Source organism: Pseudomonas sp. TE24901, from assembly GCF_054058375.1.
Map to the genome: position 1 here is coordinate 185303 of NZ_JBSSAF010000010.1, position 21104 is coordinate 206406.

Here is a 21104-nt window from a genome sequence, read left to right on the forward strand (position 1 = left end):
CCGCGTGCTGCCACGCGGCGCGGGATCAGTCGCGCATCTGCCCGGGGGCAATGACTTCGCGCGAGCCGTTGGTGTTCATTGCGGTGACGACGCCGGCCATTTCCATGGCTTCGATCATGCGGGCGGCGCGGTTGTAGCCGATCTTCAGCTTGCGCTGTACCGCAGAGATCGAGGCACGACGGCTTTCCAGCACAAACGCCACGGCTTCGTCATACAGGGCATCGGTTTCGGCATCGTCTTCACCGCCACCGCCGCCGTTTTCAAAGCCGCTGCCAGCCTCTTCGACGCCGTTGAGGATGTCGTCGTTGTATTCCGGTGCGCCCCGTAGCTTCCAGGCTTCCACCACGCGGTGCACTTCATCGTCGGACACGAACGCGCCGTGAACCCGGATCGGCAGACTGGTGCCGGGCGGCATGTAGAGCATGTCACCGTGGCCCAACAGTTGCTCGGCGCCGCCTTGGTCGATGATGGTCCGCGAGTCGATCTTGCTCGACACCTGGAACGCCATGCGCGTGGGGATGTTGGCCTTGATCAGGCCGGTGATCACGTCCACCGATGGCCGCTGGGTGGCGAGGATCAGGTGGATACCGGCCGCACGGGCCTTCTGGGCGATACGTGCGATGAGTTCTTCAACCTTCTTGCCGACGATCATCATCATGTCGGCAAATTCGTCGACCACCACCACGATGGTCGGCAGCTTGGTCAGCTTCGGCGCTTCGTCGTGAATGCTTTCGCGCCTGTACAACGGGTCGTCAATGGTCTCGCCGCGCTCGTGGGCTTCCTTGATCTTGGCGTTGAAACCCGACAGGTTACGCACGCCCATCTTCGCCATCAGCTTGTAGCGGCGCTCCATCTCGGCAACGCTCCAGCGCAGGGCGTTGGCGGCGTCCTTCATGTCGGTGACCACCGGACACAACAGGTGCGGGATGCCTTCGTAGATCGACAGTTCGAGCATTTTCGGGTCGATCATGATCAGCTTGGCGTCTTCCGGGCCGGACTTGAACAGGATCGACAGGATCATCGCGTTCACACCCACCGACTTACCGGAACCAGTGGTACCGGCCACCAGCAGGTGAGGCATTTTCGCCAGGTCCGTGATCACCGGCTTGCCGCCGATGTCGTGGCCCAGGGCCAGGGTGACCGGCGACTTGAAGTTGTCGTATTCCGGTGTCGACAGCACTTCGGAGAAGCGCACGATCTGGCGGTCTTCGTTGGGAATCTCGATACCCACGGTGGTCTTGCCGGGAATCACCTCCACCACACGCACGCTGGTCACGGCCAGGGAGCGAGCCAGGTCTTTGGCCAGGTTGGCGATACGGCTGACCTTGACACCGGCGGCGGGCTGGATTTCGTAGCGGGTGATCACCGGGCCGGGGTGGATGGAGTCCACCGACACTTCGACGCCGAATTCCTTGAGCTTGATTTCCAGCAGGTGGCCGACGGCCGCCAGGGATTCCGGGGAATAGTTGAGTTGTTTCTTTTCGGCCGGGTCGAGGATCGAGATCGGCGGCAAGGTGCCTTCGACGGCGCTGTCGACAAACAGCGGCGCCTGTTTCTCTTTCTGCACGCGATGGCTCGGCTCGGGGGCCTTGGGCGGCGCAGGAGCGATCACCGGCGGCACCTGCTTCTCGCGGTCCGACATGTGCTTGCTCAGGGCCTGTTCGCGCTCGATAAGGCGCTCCTTGACCTTGGCCTGCTCGCGACGGTCCGGTGTGCTCGGGGCGACGACCTCGTTGACGCGGGTGTCCACCTCACGCAACTGGGCCACCATGCGCTTGCGGTCGACACGCGCTTCCCACCAGCGGTTGGCGGCGCCCTGGAACAGCTCCAGCAGGTCGAGGGTGATTTTGCCGGTCACGTCCATCACCTTGAACCAGGACAGGTCGGTGAACACCGTGAGGCCGAACAGGAACAACGCGATGAACATCAGGGTGCTGCCCTGGATATTCAGGGTCCTGCGGGCCAGGTCACCGAGGCTTTCGCCCAGCGCGCCGCCCGCGCCCGCCGGCAGACCGGTGGGTGCATGGAAATGAATGTGGGCCAGCGCCGCGCCGGACAGCACCAGGAACACCAGGCCGATCAGGCGCCAGGAAAACAGCCAGCCGCTCCACTGCCATGGCTCATGACGCTGGCGGAAGATCTGCCAGGTCTTGATCGCAAGCAACAAGGGGAAGATGTAAGCGAAGTAACCCAGCACCATGAACAGGATATCGGCGCTGTAGGAACCGGCAGGCCCGCCGAAGTTTTGCACGTCTTCGATCTTGCTGTTGTGGCTCCAGCCCGGATCGTCCTTGCCATACGTGAGCAAGGCCATCATCAGGAACAGGCACAGCGCGCCGATCGCGATCAACGCACCTTCCTTGAGTCGATAATGCAGGTGCTGGCGCCAGGCCGGCACGACTGCTGCTTTGGGTGTTGCGGCGGATTTCTTCAAAACGGGTCTATTCCTGCGCCATCAGCGCGTCCATCTGTTGAATGACTGCACATGACTGCCCAATCCGAGCAGCTGAAAAATGAACGAATGTCGTTGAATCTACTTTTAACACCGGATAACGGCTAGGTGAAATGGCGATAACGCCACAATGGCCGCATTGTACGGGTTTGTGCCCCCGATGCCACGCCCTTGCCCCTTACCCAGCAGCATAGACAATTGTGTTGTTATGACGCGGTCAATTTGAGCATGCATTGTCTTTGCTGACAAAGGCTTATGAGCTGTTTTTATCAATCCGGACTAGCTTGCCAAATGGCCTGCACGGCGCGGACCCGATTACGACCGCGACGATGACCCAGAGTTGCAGAAACACCTGCTCACGCTAATCCGTGCCGACACCCGATTCGGGCTGGCCCCACAGCGCTGCGTCGACAATAATCAGCACTTGTGCGGCAGGCGCCTGACCTGCCACTCCCCTCCCCTTCCGTAAGCCTGGATGCCATGCTGACCTGGTTGCAACGCGACTCTTTGACTTTCCCACCGCTGGCCAAGGCCATGCGTGAACCCAATGGCCTGCTGGCCGCCGGTGGCGACCTGTCGGCCGAACGACTGGTCCAGGCCTATCGCCATGGCTGCTTTCCGTGGTTCTCCGATGGCCAGCCGATCCTCTGGTGGTCGCCGGACCCGCGCACCGTGATCTTCCCCGACGAGCTGCATGTCTCGCGCAGCCTTGCGAAACTGCTGCGCCAGCAGCGCTATACCGTGACCTTCGACCAGGACTTCGCCGCCGTCATCCAGGCCTGCGCTGCGCCGCGCGCCTACGCTGACAGCACCTGGATCACCGAAGGTATCCAGAATGCGTACCTGGAGCTGCACCACCGCGGCTACGCACACTCTGTGGAAGTGTGGGATGCGGGCACGCTGGTGGGCGGCCTGTACGGCCTGGCGATGGGGCAACTGTTCTTCGGCGAGTCCATGTTCAGCCGCGCCGACAACGCTTCGAAATTCGGCTTTGCCACACTCACCCGCCAACTGCAGGCCTGGGGTTTCGTCCTGATCGACTGCCAGATGCCCAATGACCACCTGCACAGCCTCGGCGCCAGGGCCATACCGCGCGACGTTTTTGCCGGTTTCCTGCGCGACCACCTGGACCAAGCCAGCTCTGGACCGTGGGTTTCCTAGGCGACTTGCGCGCACCTGGCTTACACTTATTTCAAAGCTTATCCCGAGGGTTGATCATGACCGAGCTGGCGCGATTGAAGTTCTATGCCACTCAAGCCCACTCTTGCAGCTATCTGCCCGACGAGCAGGCCACGACGCTGTTCCTCGATCCCAGCCAGCCGATGGACGTGCATGTGTATGCCGACCTTTCCGAGATGGGCTTCCGGCGCAGCGGCGATCACCTGTACCGCCCTCACTGCCAGAATTGCAACGCCTGCGTACCGGCGCGCATTCCGGTGGCGCAATTCCTGCCGGACCGCAATCAGAAGCGCATCCTCAAGCGCAACGCCGACCTGACGGTCACCGCCACCAAACCTCGGTTCAGCGAAGAATATTTCGACCTTTACCAGCGCTACATCGAACAACGCCATGCCGACGGCGATATGTTTCCGCCAAGCCGCGATCAGTTTTCGACGTTTCTGGTGCGCGACCTGCCGTTTTCGCGATTTTATGAGTTTCGCCTCAACGGCCGCCTGCTGGCCGTCGCGGTCACCGACTTGCTGCCCAACGGCCTTTCGGCGGTTTATACCTTCTATGAACCCGCCGAAGAGCGCCGCAGCCTCGGGCGCTTTGCCATCCTATGGCAAATCGGCGAAGCCCTGCGCCTGGAACTGGAAGCGGTGTACCTGGGCTACTGGATCAAAAACTGCAAAAAGATGAACTACAAGACCCAATATCGGCCCATTGAACTGCTGATTAATCAAAGATGGGTCGTGCTTAACTAGAACCCCTTGGCTTAAACACCCTTTTTCGGGCACAATGCACGCCGCTTTTGCCTGGCGCAGTTGCACCGGGCCATTCACTGGATACCGAGGGCTTTACTGCATGTCGAAAGAAGACAGCTTCGAAATGGAAGGCACTGTCGTCGACACCCTGCCCAACACCATGTTTCGTGTGGAGTTGGAAAATGGGCACGTCGTAACCGCGCATATCTCCGGCAAGATGCGCAAGAACTACATTCGTATTCTTACCGGTGACAAAGTGCGCGTCGAGCTGACGCCCTATGACTTGAGCAAAGGGCGCATCACTTACCGCGCTCGCTAAGCAAGTCAATACAAAACGCCCGGTTATGCCGGGCGTTTTTGTGTGTGCGCTATTTAACCATCACCACCATTCTCCTGTGGGAGCTGGCTTGCCTGCGATGGCGGTGGATCAGTCACACATAGGCGAGTTGGGCCGCCGCTATCGCAGACAAGCCAGCTTCCACAGTGGATCTTCAGTGATCATGCGATAGCGGCCAACCTCATTACACACAGCAAAAAGGCGCCTTTCGGCGCCTTTTGCTTTATTGCAGTCAGCTATCAGGCCATTTCAGCCGTGGTTTCGAACTCGAAGGTCAGCTCGCCGTCCTTCAGGTCGATGTGCACCACGCCGCCATGGTCGGACAACTCGCCGAACAGGATCTCTTCGGCCAATGGCCGCTTGATCTTGTCCTGGATCAGACGCGCCATCGGGCGAGCGCCCATTGCCGCATCGTAACCACCTTCGGCCAGCCAGCTGCGTGCCGCGTCCGTGACTTCCAGCTGCACGCGCTTGTCTTCCAACTGCGCCTGAAGCTCGGTAAGGAACTTGTCCACCACGCTTTTGATGACCTCATGGCTGAGGCGACCAAACTGGATAATGGTGTCCAGACGGTTGCGGAACTCCGGCGTGAAGCTCTTCTTGATCACTTCCATGGCATCGGAGGAGTGATCCTGATGGCTGAAGCCAATCGAAGCCCGCGCGGCCGTTTCGGCACCGGCGTTGGTGGTCATGATCACGATCACGTTGCGGAAGTCCGCTTTGCGCCCGTTGTTGTCGGTCAGGGTCCCGTGGTCCATCACCTGCAGCAGCAGGTTGAAGACTTCCGGGTGAGCCTTCTCGATTTCATCGAGCAGCAACACGCAATGCGGTTGCTTGGTGATGGCCTCGGTCAAAAGGCCGCCCTGGTCGAAACCGACATAGCCCGGAGGCGCACCGATCAGGCGCGACACAGTGTGACGCTCCATGTATTCGGACATGTCGAAACGTACCAGCTCGATCCCCATGGCCTTCGCCAATTGCCGCGCCGCCTCGGTCTTGCCGACGCCCGTCGGGCCTGCGAACAGGAACGAACCCACTGGCTTGTCCGGCGACTTGAGGCCCGCACGGGACAGCTTGATCGCGGTGGACAACGAGTCGATCGCCGCATCCTGGCCAAAAACGGTCAGTTTCAGGTCGCGCTCGAGGTTACGCAGCAGCTCTTTGTCGGAACTGGTGACGTGTTTTGGCGGAATCCGCGCGATCTTCGCCACAATGTCCTCGACCTGAGGCACGTCGATGCGCTTCACACGCTTCTCGACCGGTTGCAGGCGCTGGTAGGCACCCGCCTCGTCGATCACGTCGATGGCCTTGTCCGGCATGTGTCGATCATTGATGTAGCGCGACGCCAGCTCAGCCGCCGAGCGCAGGGCTTCATCGGTGTACTCGATGCCGTGGTGCGCCTCGAAGCGCCCTTTGAGCCCGCGCAGGATGCCGATGGTGTCTTCAACCGAAGGCTCGGACACGTCGACTTTCTGGAAGCGACGCGCCAGTGCACGGTCTTTTTCGAAGATGCCACGGAATTCCTGGAACGTGGTCGAGCCGATGCAGCGGATATCACCCGACGACAACAGCGGCTTGAGCAGGTTGGAGGCGTCCATCACCCCACCGGACGCCGCACCGGCACCAATGATGGTGTGAATTTCGTCGATGAACAGGATCGCCTGCGGGCGTTTTTTCAGCTCGCCGAGCAGCGCCTTGAAGCGCTTCTCGAAGTCGCCACGGTACTTGGTCCCGGCGAGCAACGCGCCCAGGTCCAGGGAATAGACGACACTGTTGGCCAGCAGGTCTGGCACCTGGTTGTCGACAATGCGCTTGGCCAGGCCTTCGGCAATCGCGGTCTTGCCCACGCCTGCCTCACCCACCAGCAACGGGTTGTTCTTGCGACGACGCGCGAGGATCTGCGCTACACGCTCAACCTCATTCTCACGCCCCACCAGCGGATCGATCCGCCCCTGGCGCGCCAGTTCATTGAGGTTGCTGGCATAGGCATCCAGTGGATTGCCCGAAGAAGAAGACTCACCGCCCTCGTCGTCCTGCATATCCTGCTCACCCTCGGAATGATCGCCGTGCCCGGGCACCTTGGAGATACCGTGGGCGATGTAGTTGACGACATCGATACGGGCAACGCTCTGCTGCTTGAGCAGGAACACTGCCTGGCTTTCCTGTTCACTGAAGATCGCCACAAGCACGTTGGCGCCTGTGACTTCTCGCTTGCCGGAGCTCTGCACATGGAACACGGCACGCTGAAGCACCCGCTGGAAGCCCAGGGTCGGCTGGGTTTCACGGTCTTCATCGTGAACGGGGATCAGTGGCGTTGTGGAGTCGATAAACTCCTGCAGGTCATGCTTGAGTTTGTCGAGGTTGGCGCCGCACGCACGCAAGACGGTGGCGGCAGCTTCGTTATCCAAAAGTGCCAACAGCAGGTGTTCGACGGTCATAAATTCATGACGTTTCGAACGGGCCTCCTTGAAGGCAAGATTGAGGGTGACTTCGAGCTCGCGGTTTAACATAGCTTCACCTCATACCCAAGTGGTCGGCGTTAACCGTCCTTCTCGATTTCACAGAGTAGCGGATGCTGGCTTTCCCTGGCGTACTGGTTGACCTGCATGGCCTTTGTCTCGGCGATGTCGCGGGTAAACACTCCACATACTGCCCGTCCTTCTGTGTGAACGGCCAGCATTACCTTGGTCGCCAACTCGCGGTTCAGGTTAAAAAACACCTCGAGCACTTCGACGACGAAATCCATCGGTGTGTAGTCATCATTGAACAAAACCACCTTGTACATCGGCGGAGCCTGCAGGGCGGGCTTGGCCTCCTGAACAGCAATGCCTGCAGAACCGTCGTCGTCATGTTCCTGATCCGGGCGATCCTGATTGAATGTTAGTCGAATCTGGCTGTTTGCATGCATGGAAAGAAAGGTTCGTCAGTGGTTCAAATACAGTGGTGGGGGCGACCTGTCAGAATTTCAACTCCGACCGGCTGGTCGCCTTGACTATCGGCGAAACGGTGTTACAACCAATAGAACCCACAGTGGGTAAAAAAGGTCCGCGCAGTCAACCTTATTTATTCGGGTTAGGACGGATAAACTGGATGATACTCCAGTGATGGAGTCTGGTGCAGAGGGATATGGGCATGACTAGCGGTAAGGTCAAGTGGTTCAACAATACCAAGGGTTACGGCTTCATCATTGAAGACGGCAAGGACGAAGACCTTTTTGCGCATTACTCAGCGATTAACATGGAAGGCTACAAAACACTGAAGGCGGGGCAGCCGGTCTCCTTTGACATTCTTCAGGGACCCAAAGGTATGCACGCAGTGAATATCAGTGTGCCAGGCACCAACGACACAGCAACTAACGGCACTGCTCGAAAATCAGAAAACGAATTGGCCTGATTGGCCACTGAGCAAGCGCCCAATAAAAAACCGGCCATTCCGCTTCGACGGTATGGCCGGCTTTTTATGCCCAGCCGCTTACATGTGCGAAATCAGCGCATCACCAAAGCCCGACGATGACACCAGCTTGGCGCCCTCCATCAAGCGCTCGAAGTCATAGGTCACAGTCTTGGCCGAAATCGCGCCATTGGTGCCCTTGATAATCAGGTCGGCTGCCTCGGTCCAGCCCATGTGGCGCAGCATCATTTCCGCCGACAGGATCAGCGAGCCGGGGTTCACCTGGTCCTTACCCGCATACTTGGGCGCCGTACCGTGGGTGGCTTCGAACATGGCCACGGTGTCGGAGAGGTTGGCCCCCGGCGCAATACCAATCCCACCCACCTCCGCCGCCAGCGCGTCGGACAGGTAGTCACCATTGAGGTTGAGGGTCGCGATCACGTCATACTCAGCCGGGCGCAGCAGGATCTGCTGGAGCATGGCGTCGGCAATGGCGTCCTTGACCACCACGCTCTTGCCGGTCTTCGGGTTCTTGAACTGCATCCACGGGCCGCCATCCAGCAGCGTCGCACCAAACTCTTCAGCCGCCACTTCATAGGCCCACTCCTTGAAGGCCCCCTCGGTGAACTTCATGATGTTGCCCTTGTGCACGATGGTCAGCGAATCGCGGTCATTATCCACCACATATTGCAGGGCTTTGCGCGCCAGGCGCTTGGTGCCTTCCTTGGAGACCGGCTTCACGCCAATCCCGCAATCCTGGTCGAAACGGATCTTGGTAACGCCCATTTCTTCCTTAAGGAACTTGATAACCTTGATCGCTTCCGGCGAGCCAGCCTTCCACTCGATGCCGGCGTAAATATCTTCGGAGTTTTCACGAAAGATGGTCATGTCCACATCGCCGGGCTTCTTGACCGGGCTTGGCACACCTTCAAACCAGCGCACGGGGCGCAGGCATACATAAAGATCGAGCTGCTGGCGCAGGGCCACGTTCAGCGAACGGATGCCGCCACCCACCGGCGTGGTCAGCGGGCCTTTAATGGAAACCACGTAATCCTTGACCGCATCCAGGGTTTCCTGAGGCAGCCAGGTGTCCTGGTCGTAGACTTGAGTCGCCTTTTCGCCGGCATACACCTCCATCCAGGAGATCTTGCGCTTGCCGCCGTAGGCCTTTTCAACAGCTGCATCGACCACCTTGATCATCACCGGGCTGATGTCGACGCCAATACCGTCACCTTCTATATAAGGGATGATCGGGTTATTAGGAACATTGAGAGAATGGTCTGCATTGACGGTGATTTTGTCGCCGACTGCCGGAACCTGAATCTTCTTGTATCCCATGCTGAACTCCATCTATGGATTGAACATCTGGCTGCGTTCGAGCCTACTCCAGATAAATGGCGACTGAAACCTCGCGCCATGCTCATTTGCATCGAAAACAGCACATTTAGTGGCCTACAAGCCTGAAAGAAACGGGAAAAGTGCCAATCTTGAGCACAACGTGCGGCTTCTGGCGCAACCCGGCCCCTGCGACCTTTAGACCAATGGACGACACACCTTTTGTATGAAGGCTCGGCGTAAGCATAGCGACCTATGTATAATGCCGCCGCTGACCAAAGAGTCACGACGGCCGACCGCTCTATAACAGTGCCCTCCGCCAGAAAAGCCGGACTAAACAATAGTCCACCCGCTTGACGCTCGACTGATGCAACCCAACATCACCGCGAAGAAACCTCGACATTTCGCTCATGGATGACTTTGAACGAACGCGCTCCACCCGGCGCATCTCGAGTTTCTGCGCACGCTTTCAGCAAAGAAGAGAGTTAATCCGAATATGCCCACCCGCTCGAAGATCATCTACACCTTCACCGACGAAGCCCCAGCCCTCGCCACCTATTCACTGCTGCCTATCGTAGAGGCCTTCACCGCTTCCGCTGATATTGCCGTGGAAACCCGCGACATCTCCCTCGCCGGGCGCATCCTCGCAAGCTTCCCCGAGCAACTGGGCGCCAAGGCCATCCCGGACCACCTCGCCGAACTGGGCGACCTGGCCGTTACGCCTGAAGCCAACATCATCAAGCTGCCTAACATCAGTGCCTCGACCCCACAGCTGCAAGCGGCGATCAAGGAACTGCAGGCCTTGGGCTACGCCCTGCCGGACTACCCGGAAACCGTAACCACCGACGCGGAAAAAGAAACCCGTGCACGTTACGACAAGGTCAAGGGCAGCGCCGTGAACCCGGTCCTGCGCGAAGGCAACTCCGACCGCCGTGCACCGCTGTCGGTCAAGAATTACGCACGCAAGCACCCGCACAAGATGGGCGCCTGGGCTGCTGACTCCAAGTCGCACATCGCGCACATGAACAACGGCGACTTCTACGGCAGCGAAAAAGCCGTACAGATCGAAGCCGCTGACGCTGTCAAAATCGAGCTGATCGCTCAAGACGGCACCGCAACCGTCCTGAAAGAAAAGACCTCGGTACAAGCTGGCGAGATCATCGACACTGCCGTGCTGAGCAAGAAAGCCCTGCGCAGCTTCATCGCCGCTGAAATCGAAGACGCCAAGAAACAAGGCGTTCTGCTGTCGGTTCACCTGAAAGCCACCATGATGAAGGTCTCCGACCCGATCATGTTCGGCCAGATCGTTGCCGAATTCTACAAAGATGCCCTGACCAAGCACGCTGCCGTGCTGGAGCAGATCGGCTTCAACCTGAACAACGGCATCGGCGACCTGTACGCACGCATCAAGGCCCTGCCGGCCGAGCAACAAGCGCAGATCGAAGCCGACATCCAGGCGGTCTATGCTGCTCGCCCATCCCTGGCGATGGTCAACTCCGACAAAGGCATCACCAACCTGCACGTGCCGAGCGACGTCATCGTCGACGCCTCGATGCCAGCCATGATCCGTGACTCCGGTAAAATGTGGGGCACCGACGGCCAGCTGCACGACACCAAGGCTGTGATTCCGGATCGCTGCTACGCCACCATCTACCAGGCGGTCATCGAAGACTGCAAGGCCAATGGCGCCTTCGACCCAACCACCATGGGCAGCGTGCCAAACGTTGGCCTGATGGCGAAGAAAGCCGAAGAGTACGGCTCCCACGACAAGACCTTCCAGATCAAGGCTGACGGCGTTGTCCGCGTCACCGACAGCAAGGGCACCCTGCTGATGGAACAGGCTGTTGAAGCCGGCGACATCTTCCGCATGTGCCAGACCAAAGATGCGCCGATCCAGGACTGGGTCAAACTGGCCGTCAACCGCGCTCGCGCCAGCAACACCCCGGCCATCTTCTGGCTGGACCCTAAGCGTGCACACGACGGCGTGGTGGTCGAGAAAGTTCAGGCTTGCCTGAAAGACCACAACACCGAAGGCCTGGACATCCGCATCATGTCGCCAGTCGACGCGATGAAGTTCACCCTGGAGCGCACCCGCAAGGGCCTGGACACTATCTCGGTGACCGGTAACGTGCTGCGTGACTACCTGACCGACCTGTTCCCGATCATGGAGCTGGGCACCAGCGCCAAGATGCTGTCCATCGTGCCGCTGATGAACGGCGGTGGCCTGTTCGAAACCGGCGCCGGTGGTTCGGCGCCGAAACACGTACAGCAACTGGTGGAAGAGAACTTCCTGCGCTGGGATTCCCTGGGTGAGTTCCTGGCCCTGGCCGCATCCCTCGAGCATTTGGGTGTGAACTACAACAACCCGAAAGCCCTGGTACTGTCCAAGACCCTGGACCAGGCCACTGGCCTGTTCCTGGACAACAACAAGTCGCCATCGCGTAAAGTCGGCAACATCGACAACCGCGGCAGCCACTTCTACCTGGCGCTGTACTGGGCACAAGCCCTGGCTGCCCAGACCGAAGACACTGCACTGCAAGCGCAGTTCGGCGAACTGGCCAAGACCCTGACCGAGAACGAAGCGACCATCGTTGCCGAACTCAACGCCGTACAGGGCAAGCCAGTGGACATCGGCGGCTACTACGCGCCGAACCCAGAGCTGACCAGCAAAGCCATGCGCCCAAGCAACACCCTCAACGCGGCCATTGCCAAGTTGAAGTAAGGTTGTAAGGATGCAAAGAAGCCCCGGCCCCGTGCCGGGGTTTTTATTTACACCCCGTTCTCACTGAACAAACCCAATCAAATGTGGGAGCTGGCTTGCCTGCGATAGCAGTCTTTCAGTTAACACAGCAGCAGCTGACCCACCGCTATCGCAGGCAAGCCAGCTCCCACACCGATCGAGTTTCTTCAGTCACTACACATTGAGGCAACCATGACCTGGCAACCCCACATCACCGTCGCCACCATTGTCGAAGACAACGGCCGCTTCCTGATGGTCGAAGAACTCAAGGGCGGCCGCGCCGTGCTCAACCAGCCCGCCGGCCACCTCGACCCGCACGAAACCCTGACCGAAGCCGCCGTGCGCGAAACCCTCGAAGAAACCGGCTGGGACGTGGAAGCCACCGGCATCGTCGGCATCTACCTGTACACGGCCCCGAGCAATGGCGTGACCTACCAACGGGTCTGCTTCATCGCCAAGGCGCTGAAACACCACCCGGACTATCAGCTCGACGAAGGCATCCTGCGCGCCCGCTGGCTGACCCGTGACGAGCTGATGGCCGTGCGCGACGACTGGCGCAGCGAGCTGATCATCCGCTGCATCGACGATTATCTGGCCGGGCAGCGCCACAGTCTCGAATTGATCCGCCCTTCTCTTTAGCCTTGAAGGCCTGAGCCTGATAGAATCGCGTCCTTTTTCAAGACACCCGTTGAAACCCTATGCGTGATCCAGCCCCTTCTGACACACAAAAGAAGCGCGTCATCGTCGGCATGTCCGGTGGCGTGGACTCTTCCGTTTCCGCCGTTCTGCTCATGGAGCAGGGCTATGAGGTGGAAGGCCTGTTCATGAAGAACTGGGAAGAAGACGATGGAACGGAATATTGCACCGCCATGGACGACCTGGCAGACGCACAGGCCGTGTGCGACAAGATTGGCATCAAGCTGCACACCGCCAACTTCGCCGCCGAGTACTGGGACAACGTGTTCGAGCACTTCCTGGCCGAATACAAGGCCGGCCGCACGCCGAACCCGGACATCCTGTGCAACCGTGAAATCAAGTTCAAGGCGTTCCTCGACTACGCCATGATGCTCGGCGCCGACTTGATCGCCACTGGCCATTACGTGCGTCGCCGCGACATCGATGGCCGCACCGAACTGCTCAAGGGCCTGGACCCGAACAAGGACCAGAGCTACTTCCTGCACGCCGTCGGCGGTGAACAGATCGCCAAGACCCTGTTCCCGGTGGGCGAGTTGGAAAAACCCGAAGTGCGCAAGATCGCCGAGAAACACGGCCTGGCCACCGCGAAGAAGAAGGACTCCACCGGCATCTGCTTTATCGGTGAGCGCCGCTTCAGCGACTTCCTCAAGCAGTACCTGCCGGCGCAACCAGGCGAGATCCATACCACCGAAGGTGAAGTCATCGGCCGTCACCATGGCTTGATGTACCACACCATCGGCCAACGCCAGGGCCTGGGCATCGGCGGCTTGAAAGATGCCGGTGAAGAGCCGTGGTATGTGCTGGTCAAGGACCTGGAAAACAACGTGCTGATCGTCGGCCAAGGCAACGAGCATCCGCTGTTGTTCTCGGGCGCCCTGCTCGCCTCGGAGATCTATTGGGTCAACCCGATCGACCTGAGCACCCCGCGCCGTCTGACCGCCAAGGTGCGTTATCGCCAGAGCGACCAGCCCTGCACCCTGGAAAAAACCGCCACCGGTTACCGCGCCACCTTTGATGACCCGCAACGCGCGGTCACGCCTGGCCAGTCCGTGGTGTTCTACGACGGCGAAATCTGCCTGGGCGGCGGCGTGATTGAAGTGGCCGAAGCCTGGAGCGCATCGGCATGAGCCCGACCCAGGAGCAATTGACGGCATTGGGCGGGGTATTCCTCGCCGCGGTGCTGGTGGACAAGATTGCCAAGACCGGCCAGGTCACCGAAGCCGGCCTGACCTGCATGCTCGGCAGCCTGCTGATCCGCGACCCCAAGGACACCCTGGAAGTCTATGGCGGTGATGATCTGGCGCTGCGTGAAGGCTACCGCGCGCTGATCGGCGCCCTGGAGCGCGACCCGAGCACCCTGCAGCGCGAGCCGTTGCGCTATGCGTTGTCGATGCTCGGCCTCGAACGCCAACTGGCCAAGCGCGAGGACATGCTCGAAACCATCGGCAAACGCCTGCCGCAGATTCAGTCCCAAGTGGAACACTTCGGCCCCGCCCACGAAAACGTGATCGCGGCCTGTGGTGCGCTGTACCAGGACACCTTGAGCACCTTGCGCCAACGCATCCAGGTGCACGGCGACATGCGCAACCTGCAGCAACCGAACAACGCCTCGAAAATCCGCGCCCTGCTCCTGGCCGGTATTCGTTCGGCGCGGTTGTGGCGCCAGTTGGGCGGTCATCGTTGGCAACTGGTGATCAGCCGGCGCAAATTGCTCAAAGAGCTTTACCCGTTGATGCGCAACGAATAAGTCGCAGCGACCCGTTTTTTTATAGCCTCACGCGTAATACGCCGGTCAGTTGGCGACGGACCGGCGGATTTTTTCATGTATGATACGCGCCCCATTTCGTTGCCCGACTGTCCGAGAACACCCCATGCAGCTCTCTTCGCTCACTGCGGTTTCCCCTGTTGACGGCCGCTACGCCGGCAAAACCCAGGCCCTGCGCCCTATTTTCAGCGAATACGGCTTGATCCGTGCTCGTGTTCTGGTTGAAGTGCGCTGGCTCCAGCGCCTGGCCGCTCACCCCGCCATCAGCGAAGTGCCGGCGTTCTCCGCCGAAGCCAACGCTGTGCTCAACACCCTGGCGGAAAACTTCTCCCTGGAGCACGCCGAGCGTGTGAAAGAGATCGAGCGCACCACCAACCACGACGTAAAAGCCATCGAATACCTGCTCAAAGAGCAAGCGGCCAAGCTGCCGGAACTGGCCCAGGTCAGCGAGTTCATCCACTTTGCCTGCACCAGCGAGGACATCAACAACCTGTCCCACGCCCTGATGCTGCGCGAAGGCCGTGATGACGTGATGCTGCCACTGATGCGCCAGACCGCCAACGCCATCCGCGAACTGGCCATCCGTTTCGCCGACGTGCCAATGCTGTCGCGCACCCACGGCCAGCCGGCCTCGCCGACCACCCTGGGTAAAGAACTGGCCAATGTGGTGTACCGCCTGGAGCGTCAGATCGCTCAAGTCGCGGCCGTACCGCTGCTGGGCAAGATCAACGGCGCCGTGGGCAACTACAACGCCCACCTGTCGGCCTACCCCGAGATCGACTGGGAAGCCAATGCCCGCGCCTTCATCGAAGACGAGCTGGGCCTGGGCTTCAACCCGTACACCACGCAGATCGAACCCCACGACTACATCGCCGAGCTGTTCGACGCCATTGCGCGCTTCAACACCATCCTGATCGACTTCGATCGCGATATCTGGGGCTACATCTCCCTGGGCTACTTCAAGCAGCGCACCATTGCCGGCGAAATCGGTTCGTCGACCATGCCGCACAAGGTCAACCCGATCGACTTCGAAAACTCCGAAGGCAACCTCGGCATCGCCAACGCGCTGTTCCAGCACCTGGCCAGCAAGTTGCCGATCTCCCGCTGGCAGCGCGACCTGACCGACTCCACCGTACTGCGCAACCTCGGCGTGGGCTTCGCGCACAGCGTGATCGCGTACGAGGCCAGCCTCAAAGGCATCAGCAAACTTGAGCTCAATGAGCAGAAGATTGCCGCTGACCTGGACGCCTGCTGGGAAGTCCTCGCCGAGCCGATCCAGACCGTGATGCGCCGCTACAACATCGAAAACCCGTACGAAAAACTGAAAGAGTTGACGCGCGGCAAGGGCATCAGCCCTGAAGCGCTGCAAACTTTCATCGACGGCCTGGACATGCCAGCTGCGGCCAAGGCCGAGCTGAAACTGCTCACCCCGGCCAACTACATCGGCAACGCTGTAGCGCAAGCCAAGCGCATCTGATCTTCGCAAGACCCTTTGAGACGCCCGGCCGCGCCGGGCGTTTTTATTCCAGTCTGAAAAGTGCTTTCTTTCAATAGGTTACACATGAATCCTGATATCCCTCTTCAACTTCTGGGCGGCATCACGGCACGGGAATTCCTGCGCGACTACTGGCAGAAAAAACCGCTGCTGATCCGCCAGGCCATCCCTGATTTCGAAAGCCCGATCGACGCCGACGAACTGGCCGGCCTGGCCCTGGAAGAAGAAGTCGAATCGCGCCTGGTGATCGAGCACGGCGAGCGCCCGTGGGAACTGCGTCGCGGCCCCTTCGCTGAAGACACGTTCAGCACCCTGCCGGAACGCGAGTGGACCCTGCTGGTGCAGGCCGTCGACCAGTTCGTGCCGGAAGTGGCCGAGCTGCTGGAGCAGTTCCGCTTCCTGCCAAGCTGGCGCATCGACGATGTGATGATCAGCTTTGCCGCACCTGGCGGCAGCGTCGGCCCGCACTTCGACAACTACGACGTGTTCCTGCTGCAAGCCCAGGGCAAGCGCAACTGGAAGATCGGCCAGATGTGCAACTCCGAAAGCCCGCTGCTGCAGCACGCTGACCTGCGCATCCTCGCCGAATTCGAAGAAAGCGCCGAATGGGTGCTGGAACCGGGCGACATGCTGTACCTGCCGCCACGCCTGGCGCATTTCGGCATCGCCGAAGATGACTGCATGACCTATTCCGTCGGCTTTCGTGCACCGAGCGCGGCTGAAGTGCTGACCCACTTCACCGACTTCCTCAGCCAGTACCTGACTGACGAAGAGCGCTACACCGACGCCGACGCACAGCCGGCCAGCGACCCGCACCAGATCCAGGGCGATGCCCTAGACCGCCTCAAGAGCCTGTTGGCCGAGCACATGAGCGACGAGCGCATGCTGCTGACCTGGTTCGGCCAGTTCATGACCGAACCGCGCTATCCTGAATTGGTGGCCGGCGAAGAATTGGGCGAAGAAGACTTCATCAACGCCCTGCAAGATGGCGCGATCCTGGTGCGCAACCCGAGCGCGCGCCTGGCCTGGTCGGAAGTGGACGACGACGTGCTGCTGTTCGCCAGCGGCCAGAGCCGTTACCTGCCGGGCAAGCTGCGCGAGCTGCTGAAACTGATCTGCTCCGCCGACGCCCTGCACGCCGAGAACCTCGGCTCGTGGCTGGCGGACGAAGACGGCCGTGACCTGCTGTGCGAACTGGTCAAGCAAGGAAGCCTGGGATTTGCCGATGAATAAGATTCACGTAAGTGTCGCGGACTGGCAAAAGGATATCGCCGAGATACGGCGCATTCGTGAAGCGGTGTTTATCGCGGAGCAATCGGTTCCACCGGAGCTGGAGTGGGATTCGGAAGACGCAGGCGCGGTGCATTTCCTCGCATTTGAAGGCGACTTTCCTATCGGCACTGCGCGCCTGCTGCCTACGGGCGAGATTGGTCGGGTATCGGTCCTCAAGGACTGGCGCGGCCTGAACGTGGGCGACAAGCTGATGGATGCGGTGATTGGCGTGGCCCAGAAACGTGGCCAGACCAAGCAGTTCCTCAGTGCGCAGGTGTATGCGGCGCCGTTTTATGAGCGCTTGGGTTTCAAGATCGTCAGTGATGAGTTTCTTGAGGTCGGGATTCCGCATGTCGATATGGTGCGCGAGGACTGAGCTGTCTCGTTCGCGAAGGCTATTTCCGCACCAACACAAATGCCCTGCCATGCCAGGGCATTTTGCCGTCTACGATTCAATTTGCGACCCACCAGGCCGACAAACTGGCACTATCCCGCCTAAATGACTCGCAGAGATAACGGACATGTCCCTACGCACCCTGCTCACCGCCCTCCTCCTGACCGCCAGCTTCGCCGCCGTGGCCGACACCGAAGTCGTCAACCTGAGCAACCGCACCAGTGCCGACCTGCTCCCGGTGGCACAGAACTTCATCGGCAAGGACGGCACCGTCAGCGCCTACGGCAACCAGCTTATCGTCAAGGCCGACCCCGGCAAGATCCAGGACCTGCGCGCCCTGCTCACCCAACTGGACACGCCCGCCAAGCGCCTGCTGATCACCGTCGACACCAATGAGAACAACCAGCAGAACACCGGCGACAGCCAGACTCGCATCATCAGCTACGGCACCGCCAGCCGTGACGGTGGCATCCAGCAAGTCCAGGCCAGCGAAGGCGTGCCTGCGCTGATCCAGGTTGGGCAGAGCGTGCCACTCACCACCACCCAGCCGGACGCCTACGGCCGCCCGCAGAACCAGACCCAGTATCGCAACGTCACCCAGGGCTTCTACGTGACGGCAAGCGTCACCGGCGAGACCGTTCACCTGGCCATCAGCACTAACCGTGACCGCATGAGCCAGGAACGTCCCGATGTAGTGAACGTGCAAAGCACCGACACAACTGTCAGCGGTCGCCTGGGCGAGTGGATCACCCTGGCCGGCATCAATCGCGAGACCCAGGCCGACAAATCCTCTACAACCCGCAGCTACTCTACTCAGGGCCGAGATGACCTGACTTTGCGGGTCAAGGTCGACACCCTGAACTGAAGCACCAAAAACTGACCGATGAGTCGTCCTAGACTAAAGATGTAGTGCTTAAAAAAAAGCACTACAAAACATTTGACGATACAAAAAAGCCTGTGCATGATGGCCTCGCTCCCGCTAATCAGGGGCCCTGGCAAGGGCCTTCGGATCGCCGCTCCAAGCTACCCACCCGAGCCGATTCGTGTCTGTACCGCCCACAAGGCGTGTTTGACTTTGGTTGCGACTGGAACGAAGTTGTCCCGAGGGACGGAAGCTAACCAGGTAAACCGGCTACACACTGATGGAACGTACAAAGGCCCACGACGCCCGAAGACTGTCCGCAGTTTGCCCTTACCTGCTCAACTCCCCCTTGAGCACCACGTTCATCCCGTCGCCTTCCCCGCCAGACCCGACATGACCGCCTAAGCTTCTGGTCAGCGAGCAGCCCTGCCCACGCATTGAATGCACGGCTGGAAAACGGATCTTCTAAACGCGACGAGGTTTATCTCCATGGCACTGACACGCGAACAGCAAATTGCAGCCCTTGAAAAAGACTGGGCTGAAAACCCACGCTGGAAAGGCGTGACCCGCGCTTATTCCGCTGCTGACGTCGTCCGCCTGCGTGGCTCGGTTCAACCTGAGCACACCTTTGCAAAACTCGGCGCCGAGAAGCTGTGGAACCTGGTAACCCAAGGTGCCAAGCCTTCCTTCCGTCCCGACAAAGATTTCGTCAACTGCATGGGCGCCCTTACTGGCGGCCAGGCAGTGCAACAGGTGAAAGCCGGTATCCAGGCGATCTACCTGTCCGGCTGGCAAGTGGCAGCGGACAACAACTCCGCTGAATCCATGTACCCCGACCAATCGCTGTACCCGGTGGACTCGGTGCCGACCGTGGTCAAGCGCATCAACAACTCGTTCCGCCGTGCCGACCAGATCCAGTGGAAAGCCGGCAAGAACCCAGGCGACGAAGGCTACATCGACTACTTCGCACCGATCGTGGCTGACGCTGAAGCGGGTTTCGGCGGCGTGCTGAACGCCTACGAGCTGATGAAGAGCATGATCGAGGCTGGCGCTGCCGGCGTGCACTTCGAAGACCAGTTGGCCTCCGTGAAAAAATGCGGCCACATGGGCGGCAAGGTACTGGTACCCACCCAGGAAGCCGTACAGAAGCTGACCGCTGCCCGCCTGGCCGCTGACGTTGCCGGTACGCCAACCATCATCCTGGCCCGTACCGACGCCAACGCAGCAGACCTGCTGACCTCGGACTGCGACCCGTATGACAAGCCGTTCGTGACCGGCGAGCGCACCCAGGAAGGGTTCTACAAGGTACGCGCCGGCCTCGACCAGGCCATCGCTCGCGGCCTGGCCTACGCACCGTACGCCGACCTGATCTGGTGCGAAACCGCCAAGCCGGACCTGGACGAAGCCCGTCGCTTTGCCGAAGCGATCAAGAAGGAATACCCGGACCAACTGCTGTCCTACAACTGCTCGCCTTCTTTCAACTGGAAGAAGAACCTGGACGACGCGACCATCGCCAAGTTCCAGCGCGAACTGTCCGCCATGGGCTACAAGCACCAGTTCATCACCCTGGCCGGCATTCACAACATGTGGCACAGCATGTTCAACCTGGCGCACGACTACGCCCGCAATGACATGACCGCCTACGTGAAGCTGCAGGAGCAGGAATTCGCTGACGCCGCCAAGGGCTACACCTTCGTGGCGCACCAGCAGGAAGTGGGCACCGGCTACTTCGACGACATGACCACCGTGATCCAGGGTGGCACCTCGTCCGTGACCGCGCTGACCGGTTCGACCGAAGAAGAACAGTTCCACTAAGCAGCAGCGAGTACACGGCCACTGCGGCCCCACGGAAGACCTAACCGCAGTGCCGCGCAGCAATCACGCCCCGACTGGTTCGGGGCGTTTTTTTGCCCGATGGAAAGCCTCCTGACACGATGAAGATCAAAATGTGGGAGCGGGCTTGCTCGCGAATGCGGTAGGTCAATCAGCCCATCAGCGACTAGTACACCGCTTTCGCGAGCAAGCCCGCTCCCACAAGGGGGATGTGTGCAACCTCAGAATTTTGCGCAAAACATTGATCCAGAGCGGTATTCCCAAGGATCAGATCGGTTAAAAGATCCACTCCAACAACTAAGCGACAATCAAGCAAGTAACGGCAACTTCCCCCGCCACACGCGAAACATTCGCTTAAACCCCACGCAAACAATATTCATTATCATTTGGCGCATGAAAGCTTCGTTACCAGACAAACAAAACTTAATTGTTCAAAAGCCCGCTAATGCCCATAGCACAAGGGCTGCAGCCCCACAAAGGTGCACTATGTCCTTATTCCATCGAATAATTTCGCTATAGGAATTTTACTTGCCCGGTGTTTAGCCATAAAATCACCGCGATTGATTGCAGTGCGACATATCGTCACTGCATCGTTACTTTTTCGAGCT

General features: G+C 59.7%; 17 protein-coding genes. 13 read left to right on the plus strand and 4 right to left on the minus strand.

Annotated features, from left to right (window positions below; all coding sequences use genetic code 11):
* Positions 1-25: 25 nt before the first annotated feature.
* A complete protein-coding gene (locus ACVWVP_RS21015; protein ID WP_178918789.1) occupies positions 26-2434 on the minus strand; it encodes a DNA translocase FtsK in 2409 nt (802 codons plus the stop codon).
* 498 nt (positions 2435-2932) lie between these two features.
* Between ACVWVP_RS21015 and aat the strand changes: the two genes are divergently transcribed.
* From aat to infA, 3 genes are all read left to right on the plus strand, one after another.
* On the plus strand, positions 2933-3613 hold the full coding sequence (aat, locus tag ACVWVP_RS21020; RefSeq protein WP_178918790.1) for a leucyl/phenylalanyl-tRNA--protein transferase: 681 nt from the start codon (positions 2933-2935) through the stop codon (positions 3611-3613).
* 56 nt (positions 3614-3669) lie between these two features.
* Positions 3670-4377 (plus strand): arginyltransferase, encoded by a 708-nt coding sequence (locus ACVWVP_RS21025; RefSeq protein WP_178918791.1) that lies wholly within the window; start codon positions 3670-3672, stop codon positions 4375-4377.
* A 100-nt stretch (positions 4378-4477) separates the two neighbouring features.
* Positions 4478-4696 carry a translation initiation factor IF-1 gene (gene infA, locus ACVWVP_RS21030; protein ID WP_002553999.1) on the plus strand — a complete coding sequence of 73 codons (219 nt, stop codon included), beginning with the start codon at positions 4478-4480 and terminating at the stop codon, positions 4694-4696.
* Between the two features lie 257 nt (positions 4697-4953).
* Here the strand turns inward: infA and clpA are convergent, their stop codons facing one another.
* Together clpA and clpS are read right to left on the minus strand one after the other, a co-directional pair.
* Positions 4954-7224 (minus strand): ATP-dependent Clp protease ATP-binding subunit ClpA, encoded by a 2271-nt coding sequence (gene clpA, locus ACVWVP_RS21035; protein ID WP_176995482.1) that lies wholly within the window; start codon positions 7222-7224, stop codon positions 4954-4956.
* 29 nt (positions 7225-7253) lie between these two features.
* Positions 7254-7622, minus strand: a complete 369-nt coding sequence (gene clpS, locus ACVWVP_RS21040) for an ATP-dependent Clp protease adapter ClpS (protein ID WP_005789091.1) — start codon at positions 7620-7622, stop codon at positions 7254-7256.
* Positions 7623-7846: 224 nt separating this feature from the next.
* Between clpS and cspD the strand changes: the two genes are divergently transcribed.
* On the plus strand, positions 7847-8107 hold the full coding sequence (gene cspD / locus ACVWVP_RS21045) for a cold shock domain-containing protein CspD (RefSeq protein WP_405046584.1): 261 nt from the start codon (positions 7847-7849) through the stop codon (positions 8105-8107).
* 78 nt (positions 8108-8185) lie between these two features.
* On the opposite strand, the gene icd is transcribed toward cspD, so the two are convergent.
* On the minus strand, positions 8186-9442 hold the full coding sequence (icd, locus tag ACVWVP_RS21050; protein ID WP_457407790.1) for an NADP-dependent isocitrate dehydrogenase: 1257 nt from the start codon (positions 9440-9442) through the stop codon (positions 8186-8188).
* Positions 9443-9935: 493 nt separating this feature from the next.
* Between icd and ACVWVP_RS21055 the strand changes: the two genes are divergently transcribed.
* The 9 genes from ACVWVP_RS21055 (at position 9936) to aceA (ending at position 20478) form a co-directional block, all read left to right on the plus strand.
* A complete protein-coding gene (locus ACVWVP_RS21055; RefSeq protein WP_457407792.1) occupies positions 9936-12161 on the plus strand; it encodes an NADP-dependent isocitrate dehydrogenase in 2226 nt (741 codons plus the stop codon).
* A gap of 210 nt (positions 12162-12371) precedes the next feature.
* The gene (locus ACVWVP_RS21060) at positions 12372-12818 is read left to right on the plus strand and encodes an NUDIX hydrolase (RefSeq protein WP_259174987.1); all 447 of its coding nucleotides are present in this window, start codon (positions 12372-12374) and stop codon (positions 12816-12818) included.
* A 59-nt stretch (positions 12819-12877) separates the two neighbouring features.
* Positions 12878-14002: a tRNA 2-thiouridine(34) synthase MnmA gene (gene mnmA, locus ACVWVP_RS21065; protein ID WP_457407795.1), complete on the plus strand. Its 1125-nt coding sequence runs from the start codon at positions 12878-12880 to the stop codon at positions 14000-14002.
* Positions 13999-14622, plus strand: a complete 624-nt coding sequence (gene hflD / locus ACVWVP_RS21070) for a high frequency lysogenization protein HflD (protein WP_016969254.1) — start codon at positions 13999-14001, stop codon at positions 14620-14622. The genes mnmA and hflD overlap by 4 nt, the downstream gene beginning before the upstream one ends.
* A 124-nt stretch (positions 14623-14746) precedes the next feature.
* Entirely contained in the window at positions 14747-16117 is a 1371-nt protein-coding gene (gene purB / locus ACVWVP_RS21075; protein WP_034098692.1) for an adenylosuccinate lyase, read from the plus strand.
* Positions 16118-16201: 84 nt separating this feature from the next.
* On the plus strand, positions 16202-17368 hold the full coding sequence (locus tag ACVWVP_RS21080; RefSeq protein ID WP_178918798.1) for a ribosomal protein uL16 3-hydroxylase: 1167 nt from the start codon (positions 16202-16204) through the stop codon (positions 17366-17368).
* Positions 17361-17783 (plus strand): GNAT family N-acetyltransferase, encoded by a 423-nt coding sequence (locus ACVWVP_RS21085; RefSeq protein WP_178918799.1) that lies wholly within the window; start codon positions 17361-17363, stop codon positions 17781-17783. The genes ACVWVP_RS21080 and ACVWVP_RS21085 overlap by 8 nt, the downstream gene beginning before the upstream one ends.
* A 145-nt stretch (positions 17784-17928) precedes the next feature.
* Positions 17929-18666 carry a secretin N-terminal domain-containing protein gene (locus ACVWVP_RS21090; protein ID WP_457407796.1) on the plus strand — a complete coding sequence of 246 codons (738 nt, stop codon included), beginning with the start codon at positions 17929-17931 and terminating at the stop codon, positions 18664-18666.
* 486 nt (positions 18667-19152) lie between these two features.
* Positions 19153-20478, plus strand: coding sequence for an isocitrate lyase (gene aceA, locus ACVWVP_RS21095; RefSeq protein ID WP_016969250.1), 1326 nt, complete (start codon positions 19153-19155; stop codon positions 20476-20478).
* Positions 20479-21104 lie beyond the last annotated feature (626 nt).